Source organism: Erythrobacter sp. 'gip.4 top 5', assembly GCF_056495765.1.
On sequence record NZ_CP200270.1, the window covers coordinates 600575 to 623974 of the forward strand.

The 23400-nt window shown below is 61.1% G+C and carries 25 protein-coding genes, 1 tRNA gene and 1 pseudogene; 10 read left to right on the forward strand and 17 right to left on the reverse strand.

Annotated features, from left to right (window positions below; all coding sequences use genetic code 11):
• Window positions 1–140 precede the first annotated feature (140 nt).
• Entirely contained in the window at window positions 141–1340 is a 1200-nt protein-coding gene (gene sucC / locus ACRANW_RS02940) for an ADP-forming succinate--CoA ligase subunit beta (protein WP_479433072.1), read from the reverse strand.
• Between the two features lie 124 nt (window positions 1341–1464).
• On the opposite strand from sucC, the gene ACRANW_RS02945 reads away from it, so the two are divergent.
• Window positions 1465–2241: a 3'(2'),5'-bisphosphate nucleotidase CysQ gene (locus ACRANW_RS02945; RefSeq protein ID WP_479433073.1), complete on the forward strand. Its 777-nt coding sequence runs from the start codon at window positions 1465–1467 to the stop codon at window positions 2239–2241.
• Between the two features lie 128 nt (window positions 2242–2369).
• On the opposite strand, the gene ACRANW_RS02950 is transcribed toward ACRANW_RS02945, so the two are convergent.
• On the reverse strand, window positions 2370–3065 hold the full coding sequence (locus ACRANW_RS02950) for a YiaD family glycine zipper/OmpA-like lipoprotein (RefSeq protein WP_479433074.1): 696 nt from the start codon (window positions 3063–3065) through the stop codon (window positions 2370–2372).
• Between the two features lie 195 nt (window positions 3066–3260).
• On the opposite strand from ACRANW_RS02950, the gene ACRANW_RS02955 reads away from it, so the two are divergent.
• Window positions 3261–4565 (forward strand): hemolysin family protein, encoded by a 1305-nt coding sequence (locus ACRANW_RS02955; protein WP_479433075.1) that lies wholly within the window; start codon window positions 3261–3263, stop codon window positions 4563–4565.
• 36 nt (window positions 4566–4601) lie between these two features.
• On the opposite strand, the gene ACRANW_RS02960 is transcribed toward ACRANW_RS02955, so the two are convergent.
• The 9 genes from ACRANW_RS02960 to ACRANW_RS03000 all read right to left on the reverse strand — a co-directional run bounded on the left by ACRANW_RS02960 (window position 4602) and on the right by ACRANW_RS03000 (window position 12479).
• Window positions 4602–5018 (reverse strand): DUF3035 domain-containing protein, encoded by a 417-nt coding sequence (locus ACRANW_RS02960; protein WP_479433076.1) that lies wholly within the window; start codon window positions 5016–5018, stop codon window positions 4602–4604.
• On the reverse strand, window positions 5011–5583 hold the full coding sequence (gene lspA, locus ACRANW_RS02965) for a signal peptidase II (RefSeq protein ID WP_479433077.1): 573 nt from the start codon (window positions 5581–5583) through the stop codon (window positions 5011–5013). The genes ACRANW_RS02960 and lspA overlap by 8 nt, the downstream gene beginning before the upstream one ends.
• Window positions 5580–8558 carry an isoleucine--tRNA ligase gene (locus ACRANW_RS02970; protein ID WP_479433078.1) on the reverse strand — a complete coding sequence of 993 codons (2979 nt, stop codon included), beginning with the start codon at window positions 8556–8558 and terminating at the stop codon, window positions 5580–5582. Before ACRANW_RS02970 ends, lspA begins: the two co-directional genes overlap by 4 nt.
• The gene (locus ACRANW_RS02975) at window positions 8555–9493 is read right to left on the reverse strand and encodes a bifunctional riboflavin kinase/FAD synthetase (protein WP_479433079.1); all 939 of its coding nucleotides are present in this window, start codon (window positions 9491–9493) and stop codon (window positions 8555–8557) included. Before ACRANW_RS02975 ends, ACRANW_RS02970 begins: the two co-directional genes overlap by 4 nt.
• Window positions 9493–9993 (reverse strand): dihydrofolate reductase, encoded by a 501-nt coding sequence (locus tag ACRANW_RS02980; protein ID WP_479433080.1) that lies wholly within the window; start codon window positions 9991–9993, stop codon window positions 9493–9495. The genes ACRANW_RS02975 and ACRANW_RS02980 overlap by 1 nt, the downstream gene beginning before the upstream one ends.
• Complete coding sequence (locus ACRANW_RS02985) at window positions 9990–11057, reverse strand: 5-(carboxyamino)imidazole ribonucleotide synthase (protein WP_479433081.1); 1068 nt, start codon at window positions 11055–11057, stop codon at window positions 9990–9992. The genes ACRANW_RS02980 and ACRANW_RS02985 overlap by 4 nt, the downstream gene beginning before the upstream one ends.
• A complete protein-coding gene (gene purE, locus ACRANW_RS02990) occupies window positions 11057–11548 on the reverse strand; it encodes a 5-(carboxyamino)imidazole ribonucleotide mutase (RefSeq protein WP_479433998.1) in 492 nt (163 codons plus the stop codon). Before purE ends, ACRANW_RS02985 begins: the two co-directional genes overlap by 1 nt.
• The gene (gene gpmA, locus ACRANW_RS02995; RefSeq protein WP_479433082.1) at window positions 11548–12234 is read right to left on the reverse strand and encodes a 2,3-diphosphoglycerate-dependent phosphoglycerate mutase; all 687 of its coding nucleotides are present in this window, start codon (window positions 12232–12234) and stop codon (window positions 11548–11550) included. Before gpmA ends, purE begins: the two co-directional genes overlap by 1 nt.
• A 62-nt stretch (window positions 12235–12296) precedes the next feature.
• On the reverse strand, window positions 12297–12479 hold the full coding sequence (locus ACRANW_RS03000) for a hypothetical protein (protein WP_479433083.1): 183 nt from the start codon (window positions 12477–12479) through the stop codon (window positions 12297–12299).
• An 87-nt stretch (window positions 12480–12566) separates the two neighbouring features.
• Between ACRANW_RS03000 and ACRANW_RS03005 the strand changes: the two genes are divergently transcribed.
• Window positions 12567–12641 (forward strand) — tRNA-Thr (locus ACRANW_RS03005).
• 607 nt (window positions 12642–13248) lie between these two features.
• On the opposite strand, the gene ACRANW_RS03010 is transcribed toward ACRANW_RS03005, so the two are convergent.
• From ACRANW_RS03010 to ACRANW_RS03025, 4 genes are read right to left on the reverse strand one after another with little or no spacing between them, the layout of a single operon-like run.
• The gene (locus ACRANW_RS03010; protein ID WP_479433084.1) at window positions 13249–14718 is read right to left on the reverse strand and encodes a recombinase family protein; all 1470 of its coding nucleotides are present in this window, start codon (window positions 14716–14718) and stop codon (window positions 13249–13251) included.
• A gap of 6 nt (window positions 14719–14724) precedes the next feature.
• Window positions 14725–14859 carry a hypothetical protein gene (locus ACRANW_RS03015; RefSeq protein WP_479433085.1) on the reverse strand — a complete coding sequence of 45 codons (135 nt, stop codon included), beginning with the start codon at window positions 14857–14859 and terminating at the stop codon, window positions 14725–14727.
• Window positions 14852–15277, reverse strand: a complete 426-nt coding sequence (locus ACRANW_RS03020) for a DUF2924 domain-containing protein (RefSeq protein WP_479433086.1) — start codon at window positions 15275–15277, stop codon at window positions 14852–14854. The genes ACRANW_RS03015 and ACRANW_RS03020 overlap by 8 nt, the downstream gene beginning before the upstream one ends.
• Complete coding sequence (locus ACRANW_RS03025) at window positions 15274–15510, reverse strand: DUF3489 domain-containing protein (protein ID WP_479433087.1); 237 nt, start codon at window positions 15508–15510, stop codon at window positions 15274–15276. Before ACRANW_RS03025 ends, ACRANW_RS03020 begins: the two co-directional genes overlap by 4 nt.
• Before the next feature lie 510 nt (window positions 15511–16020).
• Between ACRANW_RS03025 and ACRANW_RS03030 the strand changes: the two are divergent.
• Window positions 16021–16653 (forward strand): annotated as a pseudogene (locus ACRANW_RS03030) (tyrosine-type recombinase/integrase).
• Between the two features lie 109 nt (window positions 16654–16762).
• On the opposite strand, the gene ACRANW_RS03035 reads toward ACRANW_RS03030, so the two are convergent.
• Together ACRANW_RS03035 and ACRANW_RS03040 are read right to left on the reverse strand one after the other, a co-directional pair.
• On the reverse strand, window positions 16763–17389 hold the full coding sequence (locus ACRANW_RS03035; RefSeq protein WP_479433088.1) for an energy transducer TonB: 627 nt from the start codon (window positions 17387–17389) through the stop codon (window positions 16763–16765).
• A gap of 275 nt (window positions 17390–17664) precedes the next feature.
• The gene (locus ACRANW_RS03040) at window positions 17665–19137 is read right to left on the reverse strand and encodes an Ig-like domain-containing protein (RefSeq protein ID WP_479433089.1); all 1473 of its coding nucleotides are present in this window, start codon (window positions 19135–19137) and stop codon (window positions 17665–17667) included.
• Between the two features lie 539 nt (window positions 19138–19676).
• On the opposite strand from ACRANW_RS03040, the gene ACRANW_RS03045 reads away from it, so the two are divergent.
• The 6 genes from ACRANW_RS03045 to ACRANW_RS03070 all read left to right on the forward strand — a co-directional run bounded on the left by ACRANW_RS03045 (window position 19677) and on the right by ACRANW_RS03070 (window position 23342).
• A complete protein-coding gene (locus tag ACRANW_RS03045) occupies window positions 19677–20159 on the forward strand; it encodes a hypothetical protein (protein WP_479433090.1) in 483 nt (160 codons plus the stop codon).
• Window positions 20160–20232: 73 nt separating this feature from the next.
• Window positions 20233–20544 (forward strand): hypothetical protein, encoded by a 312-nt coding sequence (locus ACRANW_RS03050; RefSeq protein ID WP_479433091.1) that lies wholly within the window; start codon window positions 20233–20235, stop codon window positions 20542–20544.
• Window positions 20545–20843: 299 nt separating this feature from the next.
• The gene (locus tag ACRANW_RS03055; protein WP_479433092.1) at window positions 20844–21125 is read left to right on the forward strand and encodes a hypothetical protein; all 282 of its coding nucleotides are present in this window, start codon (window positions 20844–20846) and stop codon (window positions 21123–21125) included.
• Between the two features lie 158 nt (window positions 21126–21283).
• Complete coding sequence (locus ACRANW_RS03060; RefSeq protein ID WP_479433093.1) at window positions 21284–21538, forward strand: GlsB/YeaQ/YmgE family stress response membrane protein; 255 nt, start codon at window positions 21284–21286, stop codon at window positions 21536–21538.
• Window positions 21539–21898: 360 nt separating this feature from the next.
• Window positions 21899–23041: an OmpA family protein gene (locus ACRANW_RS03065; RefSeq protein WP_479433094.1), complete on the forward strand. Its 1143-nt coding sequence runs from the start codon at window positions 21899–21901 to the stop codon at window positions 23039–23041.
• Window positions 23042–23213: 172 nt separating this feature from the next.
• Window positions 23214–23342 carry a hypothetical protein gene (locus ACRANW_RS03070; RefSeq protein ID WP_479434001.1) on the forward strand — a complete coding sequence of 43 codons (129 nt, stop codon included), beginning with the start codon at window positions 23214–23216 and terminating at the stop codon, window positions 23340–23342.
• The last annotated feature ends 58 nt before the right edge of the window (window positions 23343–23400 follow it).

Sequence of the window (23400 nt, forward strand, 5' to 3'; positions counted from 1 at the left end):
ATGGGCCATGTCAGCCCTTGGCCGCCCGCCTAGCTTGCGTTTACGTAAACGTCAAGTGAGGCGGCGGCTGGTCAGACCGAGCAAGAATGATACGCGATCAACCTCGCCCGGGATGTGTGGGATAAGAAAGACCCCTATAATCAGGCGGCCTTCTTCACCTCGGCAACGATCTTCTTGGCAGCATCGCCCAGATTGTCGGCGCTGACGATGGCGAGGCCCGAATTGTTCAGGATCGCCTTGCCTTCAGCCACATTGGTGCCTTCCAGACGCACCACCAACGGAACCTGCAGGTTCACATCCTTGGCGGCCTGCACGATGCCGTTGGCGATCACGTCGCACTTCATGATCCCGCCAAAGATGTTGACGAGGATACCTTCCACCGCCGGGTCTTTCAGGATGATCTTGAAGGCTGCCGTCACCTTTTCCGTGGTGGCGCCGCCGCCGACGTCGAGGAAGTTGGCCGGGAAGGCGCCGTTCAGCTTGATGATGTCCATCGTCGCCATCGCCAGCCCTGCGCCGTTGACCATGCAACCGATGTTCCCATCAAGCTTGATGTAGGCAAGATCATATTCGGATGCTTCAACTTCCGCCGGATCTTCCTCGGTCACGTCGCGCAGGGCTTCGATATCGGGGTGGCGATACAGTGCGTTGCCATCGAAGCTCATCTTGGCATCGAGCACCAGCAGCTTGCCGTCTTCGCTCTCGACCAGCGGATTGATTTCCAGCATCTCGCAATCAGTGGCCAGAAAGGCGTCATACAATTGCTTCGACAGCTTCTGCGCCTGCTTGTTGAGATCGCCCGTCAGCTTCAGCGCAAAGGCCACGGCGCGGCCGTGGTGCGGCTGGAAGCCCTGTGCGGGATCGACGCTGAAGCTGGTGATCAATTCGGGCGTGTCGTGCGCCACGGTTTCAATATCTACCCCGCCCTCGGTCGAAACGACAAAGGCCACCCGGCCCGTCGCCCGGTCAACCAGCAGCGAGAGGTAGAATTCCTTGGCGATGTCGACACCGTCGGTGATGTAGAGGCGGTTGACCTGCTTGCCTGCATCGCCGGTCTGGATCGTGACCAGCGTATTGCCGAGCATTTCCTTGGCGTGGGCTTCCACTTCCTCAAGGCTCTTGGCGAGGCGCACGCCGCCCTTGGCATCGGCGCCAAGCTCAGTGAACTTGCCCTTGCCGCGTCCGCCTGCATGAATTTGCGCCTTTACGACATAAAGTGGTCCGGGCAGCTGCTTGGCAACCTTCACGGCGTCTTCGACGGTCAGCGCGGCGTGGCCAGCCGGTACTGCGATCCCATGCTGGGCGAGCAGTTCCTTGGCCTGATATTCATGGACGTTCATGGCGTGATGATCCCTTTGATGCGTATTCCGGGCGGTTCCTGACGAGAGGTCGTCTTGCGGGGGGCCTAAGCACGGATCGACCCTCTTGAAAAGTGCTGTGTGCAGGCGCAACAGCGAGGCTTGCATGATTGACCGGTCGCACCTTGAAGACATCGTTCGTGAAGCGGGGCGGATCGCGCATTCGCGCTGGCCGGGTGCGGGCCATGCCTTGCACAGCTGGGACAAGACTCCGGGAAACCCGGTGAGCGAAGCCGATCTTGAAGTCGATCGCTTCCTCAAGCGTGAACTGAGCCGGCTGCTGCCGTCTGCGGCCTGGCTGTCGGAGGAGGCCGTGGACGACAAGGCGCGCACCGCGAGTGATCTGATATGGCTGGTCGATCCGATCGACGGCACCCGTGATTTCGTGAATGGCCGTGCAGGCTGGGCGGTGTCAGTGGCGCTGGTAAGTTCGGGTCGTCCGCTGATCGGGATGCTGGCCGCGCCAGCGCGGGGCGAGGAATGGGTGGGCGTCGCAGGGCAGGGCGCGACTCTGAACGGCGTAGCGATCCGGGCCAGCCAACGCACGCAGTTTGCCGGTGCGCGGGTGCCGAGCGTTCTGCTGCCCAAGGATGATAGTGACCTGATCGCAGTGGATCAGCCCAATTCGATCGCTTTGCGGATCGCGATGGTCGCCGCCAATCAGGCCGACCTTGTGGCCACCCTGCGGTGGGGCTTTGAATGGGATATCGCCGCTGCGACATTGATTGCGCGCGAAGCCGGGGCGGAAGTCACCGATGCCTTCGGAGGCCCACTTGCCTACAACAAGCACGACCCGCGCGATTTCGGCGTGCTGGTGTGCTCGCCCGCGATCCACGCGGCAGCCGTCCAGCGCCTTGCGAAGCGCGCCAAGGCCCTGCGTTGATGCGCGAATGCTAAGGCCCCAACGCAGACGGGCCGCCCCGAAGGACGACCCGCAAGGACCATCAGCCGCACAGGGCGATCGATGGGTGAAGGATCCGGAGGCGCTTAGGCGCCCTCGGCCCTATCGGTTCATTTCGCGCGCGCGGCGTTCACATCATCCTGACTGACTGGGATGATCTTGATTTCCACGCGACGATTGAGCGCTTCGGAGATATTGTCGCCTGTCTTGACGCGCAGATAATCGTACTGCTCGCCAAAGCCCTGGGTCGCCATGCGTGAACGGGCCACGCCGCGGGTCGACAGGTAATCGGCAACAGCATCAGCGCGCTGCTTGGACAGACGCTGGTTGAGCGCGTCCGAGCCGGTCGTGTCAGTGAAGCCATAAACGTCAATCAGGCTGTTGGGATAACGGATCAGCGTATCGGCCACGCTGTCGAGCGTGGTGTAAAAACCGGGATTGATCGCGGCCGAACCGGTCGCGAAGGTTACGCCATCGGGCAAGCGCACCAGAATTGCGTCCTGATTGCCGACTTCTTCAACGTCCACACCGGTGCCAGCGGTCTGTTCCTTCAGTTCCTTGATCTGGTCGTCGTACTGCTTGCCAAGCACGGCGCCGGCTGAGCCGCCGATACCGGCGCCGATGATGCGGCCAGTATCGCCGCCGATGGCGCCGCCCAGCAGATAGCCGAGCGTACCGCCAAGGCCGGTGCCGATGGCCGTGCGCGAAATCTTCTTTTCGCCGGTGTTGGGATCAGTAACGCAGGCGCTGGTGCCGATAAGGGCCAGTGCTGCCGTGCCCGAAAGCAAAATGCGTGAAAATGTCATGGGTATGTCTCCTACCTTCAATGACCGGCCTCACCGTACCGCCTGAACAGCGACAAGGCGACGGGACGGCTTGCACCGGCGGTGGGCTGCGCCACATTCACCTGTGCTGAATGGTAAGTGCAGCTTTGGCCAGATGTTCCATCGGGCAGCACGCCGTAGCTGGCAACGGGCCCCGTTTGTGCTAGCGCTCCGGGTGTGACCACCTTTCCCTGGACAGATCTGGCGACCATCCTCGTGCTTGTTGTGATCAACGGCGTGTTTGCCATGTCCGAGCTCGCGATCGTTTCCGCCAAGACCAGCTCGCTTGAAGCGCGCGCCGAAGGCGGATCGGCCAGTGCACGGGTCGCCATCAGCCTGGCGGCGGAACCGGGCAAGTTCCTTTCGACCGTGCAGATCGGCATCACGCTGATCGGGATCATTGCAGGCGCCTATTCGGGCGCAAGTCTGGGCGGACCGGTGGGCGAGCGGCTCGAATGGCTGGGCCTGCCAGCCAAATATGCGGGCGAGACAGGGTTTGTGGTAGTGATCGCGCTGACGACCTACCTCAGCGTGGTGGTGGGCGAACTGGTGCCCAAGCAGCTTGCGCTGCGCAATGCTGTGCCGCTGGCGCTTATCATGGCGCGGCCAATGGCGATGCTGTCGCGCGCCGCCGCGCCGCTAGTGTGGCTGCTCGATTCAAGTTCGGCCGCGATTATCCGCCTGTTCGGCATCCGCCGCACCGGGGAGCCATCCGTGACCGCGGAGGAACTCCAGATGATTTTTGCCGAAGCGACCCGGTCAGGTGTGATCGAGGACGAGCAGCGCCAGATTCTGACCGGCGTGGTGCGGCTGGCCGAGCGACCGGTGCGCGAGATGATGACGCCGCGGACCGAGGTTGACTGGATCGAGGCGGACGCCGATCTGGCCGAAATCCGCGAAACGATCGAGGAAAGCTCTCACTCACTGCTGCCCGTTGCCGAAGGGTCGCCCGATACGATCCTCGGCGTGGTCAAGGTGCGCGACGTGCTGGCTGCGCTGGTAGCGGGCACGCCGGTGTCGATCCGCGCGATGATCCGCAAGGTCGAAGTGGTGCTGGATCAGCTCGACGCCATGGACGCGCTGCGGGTGCTGCAATCGGCTGACGTCGCCATGGCGGTGGTGCACGACGAATATGGGCATTTCGAGGGGATCGTGACCCCTGTCGATCTTCTCACTGCGATCGTCGGCAATTTCGCCAGTGACAGCGACGATGGCGACCTGCCATCCGTGGTGGAGCGCGAGGACGGCTCGCTGCTTGTCTCGGGCTCGCTTTCGGCCGATGCGCTGGCCGACCGGTTGGGGCTGGAATATGGCGAAGACCGAGAATTCGGTACCGCGGCCGGCTATGTCCTGTCGGTGATGAAGAAGCTGCCCGGCGAGGGCGAGCATTTCCACGATCAGGGCTGGCGCTTTGAAGTGGTCGACATGGACGGCCGCCGGATCGACAAGCTGCTGGTCAGCCGAGAGATCCCGGTCGAATAATTCGCTGATCTCTCAACCGGCAAAGCGGCCAAGATTTCAGGCGCTCGGGATTACCGTGCTGGCCGCCTGCCCATCGCCTTCGGGAGCGGCAATGATGTCACGGGTGACGCGGCCCTTGGCGACCGTGTTGGTTCCGGTATCGCCGACCTGGCTGCGGATGCCGGGCGCAGCAGCGCCGGCGCGGTCGATCACGCTGGTTTCCACCCGGCTGCGCGCCGCAGGTCCGCCGAACAGAGCTTCGAGCGCCTGTTCAGACGCCGTGCCATCGGCCGGGCGCGGGGCGCCTGGGGCGGGCGGGGTCAGGGTGAAATCGGGCGGCACCACCAGCGGCGCCTGCCGTTGCACGGCGAATTCATCCGGCCGGTCACGATTAAACACGCCGCCGCCGCCGCCACAGGCTGCGAGCATCGCCGAAGCGCCGACCATCAGGATCACGGGTGCAAACTTACGCATCTTTGGTTTCTCCACGGGGCACGTCCCCGGTTTCGCTAATTGGCCCGGTTTCGGTGATTAGCCCGGTCTGGTTCTCGTCCTTGTCGCGCACCAGCAGGCTGCGAGCAAGAATAATGACGACACCGATGGTAATCGCCGCATCGGCAATGTTGAAGATCAGAAACGGGCGAAATGTCCCGATGTGGAAATCAGCATAGTCGATGACATAGCCCAGATCATAGCGATCGCGGATATTACCGATCGCCCCGCCAAGGATCAGCGCCAACCCGACAATCTCGCCCAGCAGCTTCTCGCGCATCATCCACACCAGCACCACCAGCGCAATCGCGCCCGTCAGCAACACCAGCAGCCAGCGGGTTTCCATGTCGTTGGCCTGAAACATGCCCAGCGAGATGCCCTTGTTCTCGGTATAGGTGAGATCGAAAAACGGCAGAAGATCAATCCGGCCCACCTCGCGCAAGGCCAGCGGGCCGATGACATACATCTTCACCGCCTGGTCAACGATGGCAATAAACGCCGCCAGCGCGAGGCCGATCAGCCGGTTGCGGGTGAACACGCCGCTCATGCGACGTTGTCCACCACGGCCACGACGCCTTCACAACGTCCGCACAGAGCGCCGTCTTCCGGCACGTCGGGCAGCAACCGCCAGCAGCGGCCGCATTTATTATGGTCGGTCTTGGTCACAGTCACGCCGTCGCCCTGCCCGCGTGTGACTGTCGCGGTGATGAACAGTTCGGCGAGCTGTGCATCGGTCATACCTTCGGGGGCGGCACTGGCCGGCACCACCACTTCGGCTTCGAGGCTGGAGCGGATGGTCTTGTCGCGCCGCAGCGGCTCGATCGCTTCGTTGACCTGATCGCGCAAGGATCGCAGAGCACCCCACTTGGCGACATCGGCGCGCACGCCCAGCACGCTGGGCCATTCAAGCAGGTGGACGCTGCCACGCTGGCCATTCTCATCCGCCTCGCCGTCCTGCGGATACCGCGTCAGCCACACTTCCTCCGCCGTGAACACCAACACCGGCGCGGCATAGCGCACCAGCGCGTGGAACAGCAGATCGAGCACGGTGCGATAGGCGTTGCGCGTCACGCTGTCCGGCCCGTCGCAATAGAGGCTGTCCTTGCGGATATCGAAGTAGAACGCCGACAGGTCTTCGTTGCAGAAATCGACCAGCAGCCGGGTGTAGAGGTTGAAATCGTAGCTTTGCGCGGCGGCCTTCAGCTTGCCATCCAGTTCGGAGAGCAGCGCGAGGATATAGACTTCCAGCTCCGGCAGCGCAGCCCCGTCGCTCATGTCGCCGACGAACCCGTCGAGCGCGCCGAGCAGATAGCGGAAGGTGTTGCGCAGCTTGCGATACTGGTCGCCGACGCCCTTGAGGATTTCATCGCCGATGCGGTGATCCTCGGTGAAGTCGACTGAAAGCGCCCACAGGCGGATGATGTCCGCGCCGGTCTGTTCCATTACGGTCAGCGGGCTGATGGTGTTGCCCAGACTCTTGGACATCTTCTTGCCCTTGGCATCCATCGTGAAGCCGTGGGTCAGCACCTGATCGTACGGCGCGCGGCCGCGCGTGGCGCAGGACTGCAGCAGCGAGGACTGGAACCAGCCACGATGCTGGTCAGAGCCTTCAAGGTAGAGGTTGGCGGGCCAGGTCAGGTCCGGCCAGCGTCCGCTTTCCAGCACGAAGGCATGGGTGCAGCCGCTATCAAACCACACGTCGAGAATGTCGGTGACCATCTCGTAATCTGCTGGGTTATGGGCGCTGCCGAGATATTCGGCCTTGCGCGCCTCTTCCCACGCATCGACGCCCTGTTCGCGTACGGCGGCGATGATGCGGGCGTTGACCTCCGGGTCAGCCAGATAGGTGCCGTCCGGGCGCACGAACAGCGTGATCGGCACGCCCCAGGCGCGCTGGCGGGAGAGCACCCAGTCGGGCCGCCCTTCGACCATCGCACCAATGCGGTTGCGGCCCTTTTCGGGGATGAATTCGACGCGGGCGATTTCTTTGAGTGCAGTCTCGCGGAGTGTCTCACCGTCAAGAATCCCCTGCAGAGAATCCATCGGCACGAACCATTGCGGTGTGCAGCGGAAGATCACCTTGGCCTTGGAGCGCCACGAATGCGGGTAGGAGTGCGCGTAGTCCGCGCTCGCGGCGAGCAGCGCGCCCACTTCGCGCAGGTCGGCGCAGATCGGGCCGTCGGGCGCGTTGAACTTGGGGTTGATGACGCTCATGCGGCGCTCATCGGTGGCACCGAGCCATTGCCAGTCGTCGCGGTAACGCCCGTCGTCCATCACCGCGAAGACGGGGGCGATGCCTGCCGATTTGCACAGGTCGAAATCGTCCTCGCCATGATCGGGCGCCATGTGGACGAGGCCGGTGCCGCTATCGGTCGTGACGAAGTCGCCGGGGAGCAGCGGGCGCGGGGCCGCGTAGAACCCGCCGAGATGGTGCATCGGGTGGCGGGCGAGGGTGCCGGCGAGGTCTGCGCCCTTGAAGGACAACCCGTCCGATCCCAAAGATTGTGCGGTGACCTCAATCTCGTCGTCAAACGGGCGGACTTCGGCGACGCCAAACTGCTCCTTGACCAATCTGAGCATGTCCAGTTCTGCACGTGCCTTGAACGCGTTCTGAAGCGCGGTCGCGACCAGAAACCTACGCCCGTACCAAGGATGGCTCGCCGCAAGAAAAGCATCTGCCTCAGCTACCGCTCCGCCGTTCGCATCAAGACAGATCGCGCTGCAACTCACCAGCGAATACTCAACCTCCGGCCCATAAGCCAAAGCCTGATTGACCGGGATCGTCCACGGCGTGGTCGTCCAGATCACCGCGTGCGCGCCGACCAGCTCGGGGATGGGCGACTCAACAATCTCGAACGCCACATCGATCTGGGTCGAGGTGATGTCCTCGTATTCGACCTCAGCCTCGGCCAGTGCGGTCTTTTCGACCGGCGACCACATCACCGGCTTCGCGCCGCGATAGACGTTGCCTGCCTCGGCAAACTTCAGCAGTTCGGCAACGATCGTCGCTTCGGCCTGAAAATCCATGGTGAGATAGGGATTGTCCCAATCGCCCATGATGCCCAGCCGCTTGAGCTGTTCGCGCTGGATATTCACCCATTCTTGCGCATAGGCACGGCATTCAGCGCGGAACTCGCGGGCCGGAACGTCGTCCTTGTTCAGCTTTTTCTTGCGATACTGCTCTTCGACCTTCCATTCGATCGGCAGGCCGTGGCAGTCCCAGCCCGGCACATACGGCGCATCGCGACCCAGCAGGTTCTGGGTGCGGCAGACCATGTCTTTCAGGATATGGTTCAGCGCATGGCCGATATGCATGTCGCCATTGGCATAGGGCGGGCCATCGTGGAGGATGAATTTCTCCCGCCCGCGCCGCGCATCGCGCAGGGCGTTGTAGAGGCCGATCTGTTCCCAGCGCGCGGCAATGCCCGGCTCCTTCTGCGGAAGGCCGGCCTTCATCGGGAAATCGGTCTTCGGCAGGAAGACGGTGTCCCGGTAGTCGCGCTGCTGGTTTTCGTCGGTCATAGCGGCTGCGCGCTTAGAAGGCGGCGGGCCTCGGCGCAATCCTTGTCCATCTGTTCGATCAGCGCATCGAGCCCGTCAAACTTCGCCTCGCCGCGCAGGAAGTGGTGGAAGGCGACTTCGATCTCCTGCCCGTACAGATCGCCGCTGAAGTCGAAGAAATATGGCTCGAGCAATTCCTTGGGCGGTTCGAACTGCGGGCGGATGCCGATATTGGCGGCGCCTTGCAGCACTTGTCCGGTCGCCAGAATCCGCCCCGTCACGGCATAGATGCCGTATTTGGGGCGCAGGTAGTTCTCGACGCCGAGGTTGGCGGTGGGATAGCCAATGGTGCGTCCGCGCTTGTCGCCATGTTCCACAATGCCCCGGATCGCAAACGGGCGGGTGAGCAGGGCTGCGGCCAATTGCGGGTCGCCATCGCGCAGGGCTTTGCGAATGCGGCTGGAGGAGACGATCTCGCCGGCTGACGCCACGGGCTCTACCACCCGCGATTGCAGACCCAGTTCGCCGCCCAGCGTGCGCAGCAGATCGACATTGCCTTTCGCGCCCTTGCCGAAGGTGAAATCACCGCCCGTCACCACGCCATACGCGCCGAAACGGTCGATCAAGATGGCGCGGACGAAATCCTTCGCACTCGTGCCGGCCAGATCGCCGTCGAAGTGGAACACCAGCATCGCGGTGGCGCCGGCAGCGAGGTAGAGTTCGTGCCGCTGCTCCAGCGTGGTGAGCCGGAACGGCGGCACATCGGGCTTGAAGTAGCTGACCGGATGCGGATCGAAGGTCGCGATGATCGATGGGCGACCTTCGGCGTGCGCCCAGCGGATCGCTTCGCCCGCTACCGCCTGATGGCCCAGATGAAACCCGTCGAAATTGCCTAGTGCGATCACGGCACCGCGCAAGGCATCGGGAACGGGGTCGCGGTGATCGAGCCAGCGCATCAGGCGGTGCCTCGCGTGTAGGTCAGGAAGGAAAAAGCGGGATGCGCGCCTTGGGCTGGATGATCCTCGCGCGCGGTCAGCGTCCAATCGCGCCCCGGTTCGACCATGAAGGTGTCACCTTCGTAATCGGTGTGAATCTGGGTGAGCTCGATCCGATGGGCCAGCGGCATGAACACGTCATAGATTGCGGCTCCGCCGATGATCGCGATTTCGCGAGCGTCGTTGCCTTCATCGGCCAATGCCAGCGCCTGCGGGACCGATCCGGCCACCTCCACGCCGTCTGGCGCAAAGATATCACGCCGCGACAGCACGATATGGCGACGACCGGGGAGCAGGCCGGGCAGGCTTTCGAACGTCTTGCGGCCCATGATCATGGGTTTGCCCATCGTCAGCGCCTTGAATCGCTTGAGATCGGCGGGCAGCCGCCACGGCAGATCGCCGTCATTGCCGATCGCGCCATTGGCAGCGCGGGCATAGATCAGGACAATCTCGGCGCTCATGGCAATGCATGCCCGACGCGGGTGACATGGCCCATCTTGCGCCCCTCGCGCACCTCGCTTTTGCCATAAAGATGCAGATGCGGCTCACCCGGCTCCGCGAGGATGGCGTGGGCGCTCAAGGCATCATCGCCTACAATGTTGCGCATCTCGATACTGCCGAAGCGCGTCGCGGTGCCGCCCAGCGGCAGGCCGCAGATCGCACGGATGTGATTTTCGAACTGGCTGGTGGCCGCGCCCTCGATCGTCCAGTGGCCCGAATTGTGCACGCGCGGCGCCATTTCGTTGAAAACAGCGCCGTCCCGCGTGGCGAAGAACTCCAGCGTCAGGACACCGACATAGCCCAGCGCGTCGGCGACCTTGGCGGCAAGGTCACGCGCCTCGGGCACCTGCGCCTCGACCATGGCCCCTGCGGGCAGGAGCGATTGTGTCAGCATCCCGCCATCATGCAGGTTTGCCGTGGAGTCCCAGAATTTTACTGTGCCGTCCCGGCCCCGCACGAGGATCACCGAAAATTCGGTCTCGTAGGTCACAAAGCCTTCGTAGATGCAGGGAACGCCCGGAAAGCGCACGCCGCTGGCCTCCATGGCGGATCCTATGCGCCACTGGCCCTTGCCGTCGTAGCCATCGCGCGCGGTCTTGAGAATGCCGGGTGTGCCCACCCGGACAAGCGCGGCCGCGAAATCCTCGTCGGATTCGACCCGCGCATAGGGGGCCGGTGTCCCGCCAAGGCTGCGCGCAAAGGCTTTTTCATTCAGCCGGTCCTGCGCCACCTCCAACGCTCGCGCAGGGCAGGCAAGCAGGGACAGGGGCAGGGCGGCCACCGTGCTGAGCGGCACATTCTCGAACTCCCAGGTCACGACATCGCACGCAGCAGCGAAACCCGACAGCGCAGCGGTATCATTCCAACCGGCCGTGATGAAATCCGAACACGCATCGGCCGCGACATTGTCGCCTTCAGGCGCGAAGCCGATGACTTTGTAACCGAGCTGCAAGGCGGCGACGGCCATCATCCGGCCCAGCTGCCCGCCGCCCATAATGCCGATGGTGGAACCGGGGGGCAGCATCAGTCTACCGGCACCTCTGCCACGCCAGCGCTGTTGGCGGCGCGCCAGTCCTGCAGGCGTTCGGACAGATCGTCGTCCGACAAGGCGAGGATCGCCGCGGCCAGCAGGCCCGCATTCTTTGCCCCCGGCTCGCCAATCGCCAGCGTGCCGACCGGGACGCCGCCGGGCATCTGCACGATCGAGAGCAGGCTATCCATGCCCGACAGCGCCTTGGACTGTACCGGCACGCCCAGCACTGGCAGATGCGTCATGCTGGCAATCATGCCAGGCAGATGCGCCGCGCCGCCGGCGCCGGCGATGATGACGCTGAAGCCTTCGCTGTCCGCGCCCTTGGCAAAGGCGGTCATGCGATCAGGGGTGCGATGGGCCGAGGTGATGCGCGCTTCATAGGGCACGTCCAGCTCGCTCAGCACATCGGCGGCGGCTTTCATGGTGGGCCAGTCGGACTGGCTCCCCATCACGATTGCAACCTTGCCCCCTGTGGCTTCCATCATGCGTCCTTCAGATAGTACCGCGTGCCGGGCACCATATCGGCGGAAAAGTCGTAGACGATCGGCTGGCCGGTGGGAATCTCGAGGTCGGTGATGTCCGCATCCGAAATGCCTGACAGGTGCTTGACCAGCGCCCGCAGGGAATTGCCGTGGGCAGCGATGATCACGGTCTCGCCGCGGGACAGCACCGGCAGAATGTCGCTCTGCCAATAGGGCAGCACGCGCTCAATCGTCAGCTTGAGGCTTTCGGTCTGCGGGATCGCGATCCCGGCGTAACGCGGGTCGGCCGCCAGATCATAGGTGCCGCCAGCCTCCAGCACGGGCGGCGGAATATCGAAACTGCGGCGCCAGATATGGACCTGCTCCTCGCCGTGCGTGTCGCGGGTCTCCTGCTTGTCGAGGCCCGTCAGTCCGCCATAATGGCGCTCATTCAGCCGCCAGTCCTTGATTTCGGGGATCCACAGGCGCCCGGCTGCTTCCAGCGCGAGATGCAATGTGCGAATCGCACGCGTCTGAAGCGAGGTGAAGGCGATGGTGGGCAACACGCCCTTTTCGCTCAGCAGCGCGCCCGCCGCGGTCGCCTCGGCAACACCCTGCGGGGTCAGGTCGACATCCCACCAGCCCGTGAACCGGTTTTCAAGGTTCCACTGGCTCTGGCCGTGGCGCACGAGGATGAGTTTGGGCATCGTTTCTCCGGCGATCCGTGCCGCAGGCGGCGCGGTCCTCTCAGGCTGCAATCCGCGGGGAGTTAGCTATCGCGCAGGCGAATGGGAAGCGTTTCCGTTGCGCCGGTGGTTTCGGCCGGTGCATCCGAATCGCTTTCCCCGTTCGCGGCTGCCCGGGCCTGCGCCTTACGCCGCCGCAGATTCTCGCGCAGCTTGGCGGCGAGCCGCTCCTCACGCGATACATTCTTGCGGGTCTCTTGCGTCATGGGAAACCTCTTGCCGATATGGCGGGTGTCATCAAGCCCCGCTTGACATTGCCGGTGAGCGCGCCAATAGCGCCCGCCCATACCGGCGCTGCTGTAGCTCAGTGGTAGAGCGCACCCTTGGTAAGGGTGAGGTCGGGAGTTCAATCCTCCCCAGCAGCACCACGGATATTTTCGTTCTAAAACAAGGACTTAGATATCCCGTGGTGTCACGCATTAGTGCCGTGTTTTCGGTCCCTTACTAAGCGCCGTCTTGGCGTTGTGAGACACAGAGACGGCTTCGAAGCCGCATAAATCCTGTTTTCTCGGCCCGATTCTCAGTTGGGGGAAAACCCTGGCACCGGTTGCAGTGACCGAAGGAGCCGGCAACTTGTGATGCAGCTTTGATTTTGCATGGTGCCGCAGCGCTCCTTCCCATCATTGTTCTGGTGCGCAGGTGCAGAATACGGGTTTGGAGTTGCCCTTTGTGTCTCTCCGGCCTCGACCGCCTAAATAATAGCGCAAAGTCATAATGTTGCTGTGGCGAGGTCTAAAGTTCAATTCGTCTGCGTGGCACCATTCAGTCCTTGATTTCCGCCTGGCACGGCGGCAAGTGTAAGAGGGCTGATATTCTCCCGCACTTTCCGTCGCTTGTCGTAGCCCCGTTTGGGTGCGCGCAATCAGAGACGTTTGTGGCTCGCGATTAGCGGCATTTCATGCGGCGTTTCTCTGGAGGCCTGAAAGCCTGGCCCCAGTTGCTTGGTGCCAGAACGGGTGTCGGAATTAGAAGGTTTCAGGCGAATCCGAGGAAGGCGCGCTGGCTCGACCAGTCTAGCGGCATGTCGCCGCAGCGCAGCAGGTAGCGACCTGTGAGATGGGCAGGCTGACGTCCGTCAAGAATGTCACAGATGATGTCAGGCGCAAGCCATGCGAGTCGGGCAAGCCGATTGAGGTGGCGCCTGCTATAGTCCGATACGCAAAGGTGCTGTGTCCCCTCGACGAGATGATCGCGCGCAGCAAAGGCGAGCGCGATCAATTTGATAAGGACTGGATCGGCAGAGGCAGCAGGTCCACGATAATCGGAAGGCACCACAAGTTTGAGCTGGTGCCCCTTGCGTACGAGTTGAGCAGGCAGAGTCAGCTCGCTCGGCTCGTTGTCTATGGTGTGCGAGAACCTTATCCTGACCGCATCTTCGTGCAGTTGAATTGTCGCATTCAGCTCCAGCAGCAACTCGCGCTGGTTAACGGTCGAACCATTGCGACAAGTGTCTGCCATCGCTGTCTTGCGTTCAGTAAAGATTTCCCACTTCTCTGGTGTGTCCGCTCCGCCCATAACGGGTGTCTCCAGCTGGCTTGCCATGGCCTCGAGAACCACCCTGTCGATCTCGCTTGCTGGAAAGCGCCAGATTCTTGTTTTGTCTTCGCCCGGCTTGGTGCGAGTGACGTAGTAGCAATAGGTCTTGGCACCCTTCTTACCCCTGCCCGGTGACATGGGCCTGCCATCGGGGTCGGTGAGCATGCTGGTCAGCAGACTGGGTTTTGCGGATCTGGTACCAACCACCTTCTCGCGGTTGTTGCGCTGGAGGGAGTCCTGCACCGCTGCGAATGTATCATCATTAATGATTGCATCGTGCTCACCATCATGGACAAGGCCCTTATGCCTTACTTTACCGATGTAGGCGGGGTTCTGCAGCATGATCCCGAGCGGGCCGCGACCAAAGCAGACTTTTCCAACAATACGGCCACTCGTCATAACTCGCTCGCGCGTGCGGTAACCGGTTCTGGCAAGATCATCGACCAGTGCCGGGATGGATCCCAGTTCGAGATAACGCCGGAATATGTGTCGGACCGTCACCGCCTCTGCCTGATCAACCACCAGCTTGCGCTGTTCGACACGGTAACCTAGCGGCACAGGGCCGCCCATCCACATCCCCTTGCGTTTGGAGGCAGCAATCTTGTCGCGAATGCGCTCGCCGGTGACCTCACGCTCGAACTGGGCAAAGCTTAGTAGCACATTGAGTGTGAGCCGCCCCATGCTGGTGGTGGTGTTGAACGCCTGCGTCACGCTCACGAAGCAGGCCCCGCGCTTGTCGAGCACCTCGACGATCTTGGCAAAGTCGGCGAGGCTGCGGGTTAGCCTGTCGACCTTGTAGACTACAATCACATCGACCTTACCCGCCTCGACATCGGTAAGCAGCTGGCGAAGCGCAGGCCGGTCCATATTTCCGCCTGACCAACCGCCATCATCATAGTGCTCGGCCACTGCCTCCTAGCCTTCACCTGCCTGACTGAGGATATAGGCGGCACAAGACTCGCGCTGGGCATCAAGACTGTTGAAGTCCTGATCCAGACCCTCCTCGGTTGATTTGCGGGTGTAGATGGCGCAGCGCTTGCGGTCAGCCATGAGATGCCTTCAGCCCGAAGAAGCGTGGGCCTGACCAGTGGGAACCGGTAATGGCGCGGGCGATCTGGCTGAGGCTGCGATAATGCCTGCCTTCATGCTCAAAGCCATCCTCCAGCACCAGCACCTGATGCACTGTGCCGCCCCAGCTGCGGATGAGGCGCGTGCCCGGCTTGAGCTTTGCAGCACCTGCCTTTGCCGGCTCCTCACCTGCATTGAGCCGTTCAATCATCCGCTCGATCTCGCGCCGTGTTGTAGGCGACAACTTGCCTGCGGTGCGCTCCTGCATGCGCCACGCAATTCCGCGTCGCAGCAGATCGGGCCCGAGATCGGGCGCGGGGCTACGATATTGCTCGCGCCATGCCGCACGCAGCTCGGCAGGGGGCATGGCGCCAAGCTTCTGGAGCTGCTCCGCGTTCATGCTTCCGCCTCCGCTTGCTGAGCAACGCGCCATGCCGTGCGGCCATCGGTTCGTTCGAGTTTGATCACTGTATCGCCGGACTTGCGTACACCAGTAAGGAACGCCCGGCAGCTGTGCGGCTTCCAACCGGTTGCCGCAATCATCTCGTCAAGCGTTGCCCCGCCATCTCGGACCAGCAACCGTCGTACGTTCGCGGATTTCGTCGTGCCCTTTGTTGCGTTGGTATCATTCATATCGGGTCTCCTCGAACAGAGGCGGACAATCCGCCCCTTGCACTGACCCGAGCCGCTATGTCTCAGCGACCAGCGGCATCGCGTGAAACCTCAAGCGCGACAGCACCAATGCTTCGTTACGTCCGCAAGTCGAGCGAGAAGTTTAGCAGGCTGAAATTACCCGCGTGGAGTCATTGCCGCTTCAATTTGGAGCCCGGCTTTGCCCTAGTTTCGATCATTCAGCATCCTGATCAGCGCCTCCTATTCGGAGGGTTCTGACACGGCTCAGAATGCCGTTTGGTTGGACGCGCCCATGCGCTTAGAAGTCCGGCTTGATGACCGGCCTTGGGACAAAACCGTCGTCCGCACCGGCGTCGCAAAATGTCGGCTTCTGCCGAAAGCTGCCCTTTTGCCTGTGGGTGCCTGAGGCGGCGGATGCAGGCATCATGCTGCCTATGCAAGGCAATGGCGATGTTGCCGGGGCTGCGCGCGTTCTTTCTCCATGGCCAATCAAGGCCATGGAGATAGAAAATGACTTACTCTCACCTCGACCCGGCTATGCAGAATCGGACATCGTGGAATGCTGGCAGAACCGTCGGCATCAAACGGCCGCTTACCCAATAGCAAATTTGGGCGATCCGGTTCTTCCTTGATCGCGAAGAGCGGCTCCGTGACCGCGCCCTGTTCGACCTGGCGATCGAGAACAAGCTGCGGGGCTGCGATCTGGTGAGGCTCAAAATCGGCGACTTTGTGGCCGGATCTGAAGTCCGCGACCGCGCAATGATCATTCAGCGGAAAACCGGTCGACCCGTGCAATTTGAAATCACCGCTGACGCCCGCTCGAGCCTGGCGACATGGCTTTTGCGACGGGGCGGCACCAACCATGATTTCGTGTTCCCAAGCAGAACCCATTCGGGCCAACCGATGAGCACGCGGCAGTATGCTCGCCTTGTCGATGAATGGGTCACCGCGATCGGGTTGCGGCGTGAAGACTACGGCACTCATTCCATGCGGCGCACCAAAGCGGCCATGATCTACCCCACAACCGGAAATCTGCGCGCGGTCCTAATTTTGCTTGGCCACTCCAAGATCGAGAACACGGTCCGGTATCTTGGGGTCGACGTAGAGGATGCTCTGATCCTAGCGGAGCGCATTGAGATCTGACACTGCTGGCGGCCGTCGGGCAAGCCCCGATGGCCGCTTTTGTCAAAGTTCAGGGATCAACAAACCGGCAACAAGTGGGTGGATTTCTGCCGATAAACGCTGGCCGGTTTCAGAGTATCCTCACGCTCACGCTAGGGCCGGGTTCAAAAGCAACGAAAAGCGAGCGAAGACCAGCAACCTTCTGGCCTGTCCCGTCGACGATAGGTAGGGCAACTTGAGAACTTGTGGCAGCGTCGCAAGCGAGTTCATCAAGCTTTGTGTCGCCACTGCTCTTTGCGACATTGCATTCTGCCGTATCACCGCTATCGGTCACAACTAATAACACTTCGACCAGTGATTCCTTAGTCGTCTGCAGTTCAGGCGATGTTACAATGAGATCTGCAGCATCATATGACTTGTTGTAGCCGACCTCTTGCGGCTTCCAAATCACCCTGTCGCGACGAGCCGAATGAACCTTTGAACCGTTAGCATTCAACGCCGGTTCGAAGCGCGCCCTTTTCGTAACAGCTTTACAAACCGAAGCATCGAGATCATCGATGCCGCTGCTGACAATTATTGCACAACGGACTGCCTTGCCTGTTTCATCAATTGTAAGCTCGAACGTCGTTACGGCCGCATCATCACTAATCCGTCGAAGGTCGCTTGCGCGAACCCACTTTGCTGGATCATTCTTAGGTTCGGCTTTTTGGGGTTCAGCAGCAGCGACGGCGAGCGCAACAAGGATTGCTTCTACCATATCTTACAACAGCTCCACACAAAGTGTTTCTGACCGCCGCAGGACCATAACGGGTCTTTATCCCTTTGAAAGAGCTAATGCCCGCTGCGGGGTCGGTTTCAGAATTTCGCCTTTTGGCGAGAACCTTGCCGAAGCTGCCGGACAGCTTTCAGGCTCGCGCCGAGCCGCCGTTAATCACGCAAGGTTGGTGGGGAGCGGACATTGAAGGTGCTTCAACTTAGGAGTTCGATCACACCCGCGTAGATACTTCACCTCCATCCACTGACGCGCGGGCGTCACGCTGGGTCGACGCGGAACAATTCGCCGTCGCTGTCGAGGATGAACATGCGGCCTTGATCGTCGATCGCGAACGCGACCGGAGCTTCGATCAGTCCCGCATTGGGCACGAAGTCCTGCGTTCGGCGATCTATTTGTGGCAGGCCGAGCAGGGACCCGCTGGCGAGATCGGCGAACTTCACCGACCAGAAGGTGCCGCTCCGGTCGCCGAACACGAACCGGTTGTCGAGATCGGCGATCGGCCCACGGTAAAGGCCACCGTAAATGATCCCGGTGCCTTGATCGGGGCCATTGCCGAAACCGTAGACCAGGCGCGGGCCGTTGACGGCTGCGGGTGGATTTGCGCCGATCCCGCGCGTGCCTTCGCGTCCAGGCCAGCCAAAGTCGAGCGGGCGCGCGTTCGGAAGGAAGGAGGTCAGCTCCTGCTCGAGCGAACCGCCTTGGTCGCTAAGGAGGACTTCCCCGTTGAACGCGCCCGCTCCGCCAGATCGCCGGATCCCGCTGCCGATGATGCGCGCGATGTAGAACCCGGAGCGCACGCTTGCGCCGGCAAAAGGATCCTGCTCCTCGAGAAAAATGAGTTTGCCGAGCGGCGAGGCTGGATCCTGCGCCGAAGTCCCCGCCTCGTCAGAGACAGTCATGTAGAGATTGCCCCCTTGCCCGGAATTCGCAGGACCGGTGAACAGCGAGGCGGCAACTTGCGCCGAGCCGCTCGGCAGAATCTCCAGCTCCTCTATGGAGGCGACAGTGTATCGCTGCAGGAACACGCGGCCACTCGGCTCCTGCCCGATCGCATAAAGCCCGCTATAGAAGCCGCTCGCGCCGCCCTTAAAGGTCATTGAGAGCAGCCGTCCGCGCGGCCGCCCAGCGAATATGTCCACCAGCAAGGTTCGCGCACCAGTTGCCCCGTCGACTTCGAAGATCTCACCATTGGTGCGCGCGATCGCAATCTGCCCTGTGGTGGCGACGTTGGAGAGGTTGCGCGTCACAAGGAACGACGCGGCCGCCGGATCGGTGAACCCCGTCGCGATGCGGGTGACTGCAATCCCTTCCTTGCTGTTGGTTACAGTGATCGTGACATCCGCGGTGCTTGATGCGGCGCGGCTGTCCTGGGCAGTAACAGTCAGGTTGTAGACGTTGTCGCGGTTGCTGTCGGCCGGGCGCTCGAAATCCGGCACCTGCCGGAACTGCACTGTCGATCCCGACAGCTGGAAGGCGGCCACGTCAGGCCCGCCGATCGCGAAGGTCACCGCATCTCCATCGGGATCGCTCGCAGAGAGCGGCAACGAAAGCGCACTGTTCTCAACAAGGGTCGTAGCTGTTGACGAGGTGATTTGCGGGGCTCGGTTGCTGCTCGTGCCGCCACTCGATCCGCCGCCGCCGCCGCCTCCGCCGCAACCCGCGAGGGCAAGAACCAGCGCTCCGATGGACGCGGCGAAAGCGGCCCGGCGTGCGGGCTTGAACGGTGACATGAATGACGACCCCTTGTTTTGAAGCGTTATGTTAGCCGCGCGGCACGGGAAGGCAATCGCCTTTCCGGCGGCTTTCGTCAGATTATTTCGATCGCCTTGCTGGCGCGCTTGAACATGCTGAGGATGGTCTGCACCTGCTTGGGGGGGGGGGGGGGCTCGGCGCACAGCGAGCAGCGCAGCAGGGTTGCCAGCAAGCGTCGCCGGGGACCGGCAAGGTTGAAGCATACGAGCGCTTCGGCGCCGTTGCTTGTGGTCGGTTCGGCGGCCCGTCGGGCGCTCAACCGACACGCATGCAACAAGGTAATTGCAGCCGCAATGCGCCGTGAGCCCCGGTCTGCACTCAACTGCAGAGGTTGGTATGTCCGGATTGGGGTCGATAGCTGAATGTCAGAAAATTGCGGCGCCCCGAGAAAACCTGCCGTTCGGCTAGCGACCCATTCCAGTCATTGATTTTATGGAAATATTGCTGATGATAGGCCTAGTCTGGATCGATCATTGACGGTTTAGTTTGGCCGCGTCAGAGATCATAGGAGTAGCACATGATAGCGTTAACTTGCTCGATAGCACTGCTTGCATTCATGCGCTTCGGCCCCGACATTCCATTCAAACGGCTTCTGAACTATCACCTCGCCGAAAAGCCGATATCATACCTCATGAACCATGATCGGCATCATTATATTTTCTTGCTAGTTGCCGGAGCAATATTTTTGCTCGGTGGCGAAATGGTCGTAATTCTTGGGCCAGAGTTTATGCTGGCCTACGCTGCCGAACTTGCGCTTTATCTCGATATCGTGGTGATGGGCGCTCTCGCGAACTCACGTTCGGCTGCTCGTCGCGTTTTCGATAGATGGCGAAATCGCTCGATGTTTGCCCGAGCAGTGACTTACGTATTTAGTCGTCGGTCGGTGGGATCTGCTCGGGCACACCGGACGCTACCAAAGACGGATTCCGCGAACGACGATGATGACGATAGAGATCGGGCTTATGTTGCGATGACACGCTCTTTTGCCATTGTGGCCTGACGGCTTAATCCGAAGGCCAGGCAAGCAGCCATTCCGCCTTCCACCCAGAATTGATTATAAGAGGAACCGGGGATTGAAGCTAAGAGCTGCGTGGCGGCTTTGCCTTGATCTTGAAAAATTCCTGCCGTTCAGCAAGCGACTCCGTTGCGGTCATTCACGTTCCGCCTATTCTGCAGGTGAGCACGCAATTGGGGTATATATGAGCCAAGCTTCAAAACCTGTCCGCTATCTGCTGGTCACGGTGTGGCTCTTCCTTGCCTTTGCATTGGGAACGCAATGGTTTGAAGGAGGCTCCATTGGCGAAATGCCCGAGGTTCTGAGTGCGTTCGTATTGCTGAACATCGCACTTCAATGGGAAGGTCTCGTTCGTCTGGCGAAACGATAGAACGCGCCAGAAATCCACCCAGCTGCGGTCATAAGGCCTCCAATCGACAGGGCCTGCAACCTGCCGGACAGCTATGCCGCCGTTTCAGATAAAAGCCGCCGTTCGGCTAGCGACCCCAAACTGGTCGGTCGTGACACATCTGCCTTTGGCCTTGCCCCGATTGATTCGTGTCGGCCCATCATTTCGATCGGCCGAAAGGCGGCTCAGCATTTTTTGGTTCGACATTATCACCAGCGATGGTGCATTGTTCGGTGCGCATGAGTGTGGGTGATTGCGTTTTTACCAGATAGGGAAATGATATGACCGAAGAGCGCATAACGGAAACACGCACGCCTGAAGGCAACTCCCACACCACCACGACAATCGTTACCGATAGGCCGAACTCTGGGGGCGGCACCAAGTGGATCGGGCTTTTTGTTCTGGTTCTGATCGCCGCGGCGGCCTTGTTTGTTTTTGCGCAGATGAGCGATTCCGAAACAGCTAAAGACGCTGCTGTTGGTGAAGCTGCACAAAGGGTAGGCAACGCAGCCGAGCAGGTAGGCAACGCCGCTGAAGAAGCGGTCGATAAGGGTGCTAACTGAGCCAAGCACATTGGGCGGTGCCCAAAGCGTGTTGTTCAAAGAGTGAGACCCATAGCGGCTGACGTTACGTCACGCATATCCCCAAGCTCGATTGCTCAATGTCATGGAATAATTGACCCCCCCACTTCTTAGAACTCGTGGGAATGAGGAGAATTGAAATGAACCTGATAATCCTTCTTATCGTCGGTGGTTTAATCGGCTGGGTCGCTAGTATGCTGGTTGGCGGTGGCGGCGGTATCCTGATGAATGTCGTTGTAGGGATTGTTGGCGCGCTGCTGGCCGGATTTCTTCTCAATCCGCTGATCGGCGGGGGCAACATCATGAGTGGCGATCTCAGCGTAAGCTCCATAGGGGTATCGCTGCTTGGCTCGATCATTCTGCTCGGGTTCCTGAATCTAGTTCGCCGACGGTAGGCCTGAAGATGTAATCGCCGCGATCAACATGCAGGCGGCTGAATGGCTGATTGTATATCCGCGCCCCGGCACTCCCGAGGTGCGAGTTCAAAAAGGTCCGGTTCCCACCCACATCCGGTCATGAGCAGTGGCGAGGCTCCTTCCCGAAAGCGGCATGTCGGCTTTTGGCGAATTCAGACATTGAATCCGGCGAACGTGAATGACCGTGTCTGGTCGGTTGCTTCAGTAGCGCTACTGATGTGGCGTTGTTGATGTCCGAGTAGGCAATCGCGTTGGTAGACAAGGGTCACTCATCGGCCTGTCACGACTTTGCCAAAATATGATCCTATTCTCGAGCCGTGCCGCCTCCAAAGGATACCTATGAAAAAGACAGCATTATTCCTCGCAAGCGCAGCAGCCGTAGCCGCCGCGCCCGCGCAGGCCCGCGAAGGCCAGGCCTATATTGGCATCAACGGCGGCGTCAGCTTTGAAGATCAGGTGACGGTCAATATCGATAACGCCCGCCCAGACGGTCTGCTCGATAACGCTGCATTCGCGGATACCAAGATGGGTATCGATGCTGATGTCGTGGTCGGCTATGATCTCGGCGCCTTCCGGGTCGAAGTTGAAGGCGGCTACAAGCGCAACGCTTACGACACGTTGACCGTGGTCAACAGTGGCATCCTGCCGGGCGGCGTTCCCGGTGGCCTTGCACCGGCCGTTGTGGTCCAGAACGAGGAAGACCTCGAAATCTTTAGCGGAATGGTCAACGGCCTGCTCGAATTCGGCAATGATGACGGCTTCCAGATCTTCGCTGGCGGCGGCGTCGGCATTGCCAAGCTCAATCTCCCCGTCGAGGTTGCGGGCGTTGGCACCGTAATCGACGATAGCGCCACCGATTTTGCCTGGCAGTTGCTTGCCGGCGCGCGCGTGGCACTCAGCAACAATGTCGATCTGGGCGTCAAGTATCGCTATTTCGTGCTGGACAATTTCGACTTGGAAGCGGCCAACGGACGGCCGATCGTGGCCGATTATTCGGCCCACTCGGTCCTCGCGAGTCTGACCTATAACTTCGGTGCCCCCGCACAGCCGGACCCGCCGCCGCCGCCGCCGGCTGCTGCTCCCCCGCCGCCCCCGCCGCCGGTTGCTGCACCGCCGCCGCCGCGTCCGGCCTGCAACACCGGTCCGTACATCGTGTTCTTCGACTTTGATCGTTCGGACATCTCGGCGGAAGCCTCGACCATCCTCAACAGCGCGGTTACCGCCTATGCCAATTGCGGCATGGCCCGCGTGATGCTGGCCGGGCACACCGATACCTCGGGCAGCGCGCAGTACAACATGGGCCTTGCCCTGCGTCGTAACGAAGCTGTTCGCAGCTACATGACCGGCCGCGGCGTGCCTTCGGGCCAGATCTCGGGCGAAGCGTTTGGTGAAAGCCAGCCGCGCGTTCCGACCGCCGATGGCGTGCGTGAAGCGCAGAACCGCCGCGTCGAAGTGACCTACGGTCCGGGTTCGGGCATGTAATCGTCACAAGACCTGACGACTAGACAACCAAGCGAGGGGGCGGCGCGATCCGAACCCCATTCGCCGTCGGTACGAATAGCACGAATTTGAAATTTAAGGACGGTTGGGGCGTCGTCGTCGCAGTGACGAAGAAACGAAGGCGAAGACCCAACCCTCTTTAAAAAAATCGCCGGTGAGCGCTCCCGAAGAGCTATCGGTGAAGGACATCAGGCGCCAGACACGGCCGCACTTTTCGGCGGAAGACAAGATCTGCATCTTGCTCGATGGCATGCGCGGCGACGACAGCATTGTCGAGCTGTGACGCAAGCAAGACACTGCCCAGATCCTATATTACACTTGGTCGAAGGAGTTTATTTAAG

Bases quoted from the DNA above. Each gene is read 5' to 3' on its own strand.
- ACRANW_RS02970 (WP_479433078.1), bottom strand. From the start codon at position 8,558: ATGACCGACGAAAACCAGCAGCGCGACTACCGGGACACCGTCTTCCTG.
- ACRANW_RS03015 (WP_479433085.1), bottom strand. From the start codon at position 14,859: ATGGCTGACCGCAAGCGCTGCGCCATCTACACCCGCAAATCAACCGAG.
- ACRANW_RS02975 (WP_479433079.1), bottom strand. From the start codon at position 9,493: ATGCGCTGGCTCGATCACCGCGACCCCGTTCCCGATGCCTTGCGCGGT.
- gpmA (WP_479433082.1), bottom strand. From the start codon at position 12,234: ATGCCCAAACTCATCCTCGTGCGCCACGGCCAGAGCCAGTGGAACCTT.
- ACRANW_RS03020 (WP_479433086.1), bottom strand. From the start codon at position 15,277: ATGAACGCGGAGCAGCTCCAGAAGCTTGGCGCCATGCCCCCTGCCGAG.
- ACRANW_RS03000 (WP_479433083.1), bottom strand. From the start codon at position 12,479: ATGACGCAAGAGACCCGCAAGAATGTATCGCGTGAGGAGCGGCTCGCC.
- ACRANW_RS03045 (WP_479433090.1), top strand. From the start codon at position 19,677: ATGATAGCGTTAACTTGCTCGATAGCACTGCTTGCATTCATGCGCTTC.
- ACRANW_RS02980 (WP_479433080.1), bottom strand. From the start codon at position 9,993: ATGAGCGCCGAGATTGTCCTGATCTATGCCCGCGCTGCCAATGGCGCG.
- ACRANW_RS03065 (WP_479433094.1), top strand. From the start codon at position 21,899: ATGAAAAAGACAGCATTATTCCTCGCAAGCGCAGCAGCCGTAGCCGCC.
- purE (WP_479433998.1), bottom strand. From the start codon at position 11,548: ATGGAAGCCACAGGGGGCAAGGTTGCAATCGTGATGGGGAGCCAGTCC.
- lspA (WP_479433077.1), bottom strand. From the start codon at position 5,583: ATGAGCGGCGTGTTCACCCGCAACCGGCTGATCGGCCTCGCGCTGGCG.
- ACRANW_RS02945 (WP_479433073.1), top strand. From the start codon at position 1,465: ATGATTGACCGGTCGCACCTTGAAGACATCGTTCGTGAAGCGGGGCGG.
- ACRANW_RS03055 (WP_479433092.1), top strand. From the start codon at position 20,844: ATGACCGAAGAGCGCATAACGGAAACACGCACGCCTGAAGGCAACTCC.
- ACRANW_RS03025 (WP_479433087.1), bottom strand. From the start codon at position 15,510: ATGAATGATACCAACGCAACAAAGGGCACGACGAAATCCGCGAACGTA.
- sucC (WP_479433072.1), bottom strand. From the start codon at position 1,340: ATGAACGTCCATGAATATCAGGCCAAGGAACTGCTCGCCCAGCATGGG.
- ACRANW_RS02985 (WP_479433081.1), bottom strand. From the start codon at position 11,057: ATGCTGCCCCCCGGTTCCACCATCGGCATTATGGGCGGCGGGCAGCTG.
- ACRANW_RS03060 (WP_479433093.1), top strand. From the start codon at position 21,284: ATGAACCTGATAATCCTTCTTATCGTCGGTGGTTTAATCGGCTGGGTC.
- ACRANW_RS03035 (WP_479433088.1), bottom strand. From the start codon at position 17,389: ATGGTAGAAGCAATCCTTGTTGCGCTCGCCGTCGCTGCTGCTGAACCC.
- ACRANW_RS02950 (WP_479433074.1), bottom strand. From the start codon at position 3,065: ATGACATTTTCACGCATTTTGCTTTCGGGCACGGCAGCACTGGCCCTT.
- ACRANW_RS03040 (WP_479433089.1), bottom strand. From the start codon at position 19,137: ATGTCACCGTTCAAGCCCGCACGCCGGGCCGCTTTCGCCGCGTCCATC.
- ACRANW_RS02960 (WP_479433076.1), bottom strand. From the start codon at position 5,018: ATGCGTAAGTTTGCACCCGTGATCCTGATGGTCGGCGCTTCGGCGATG.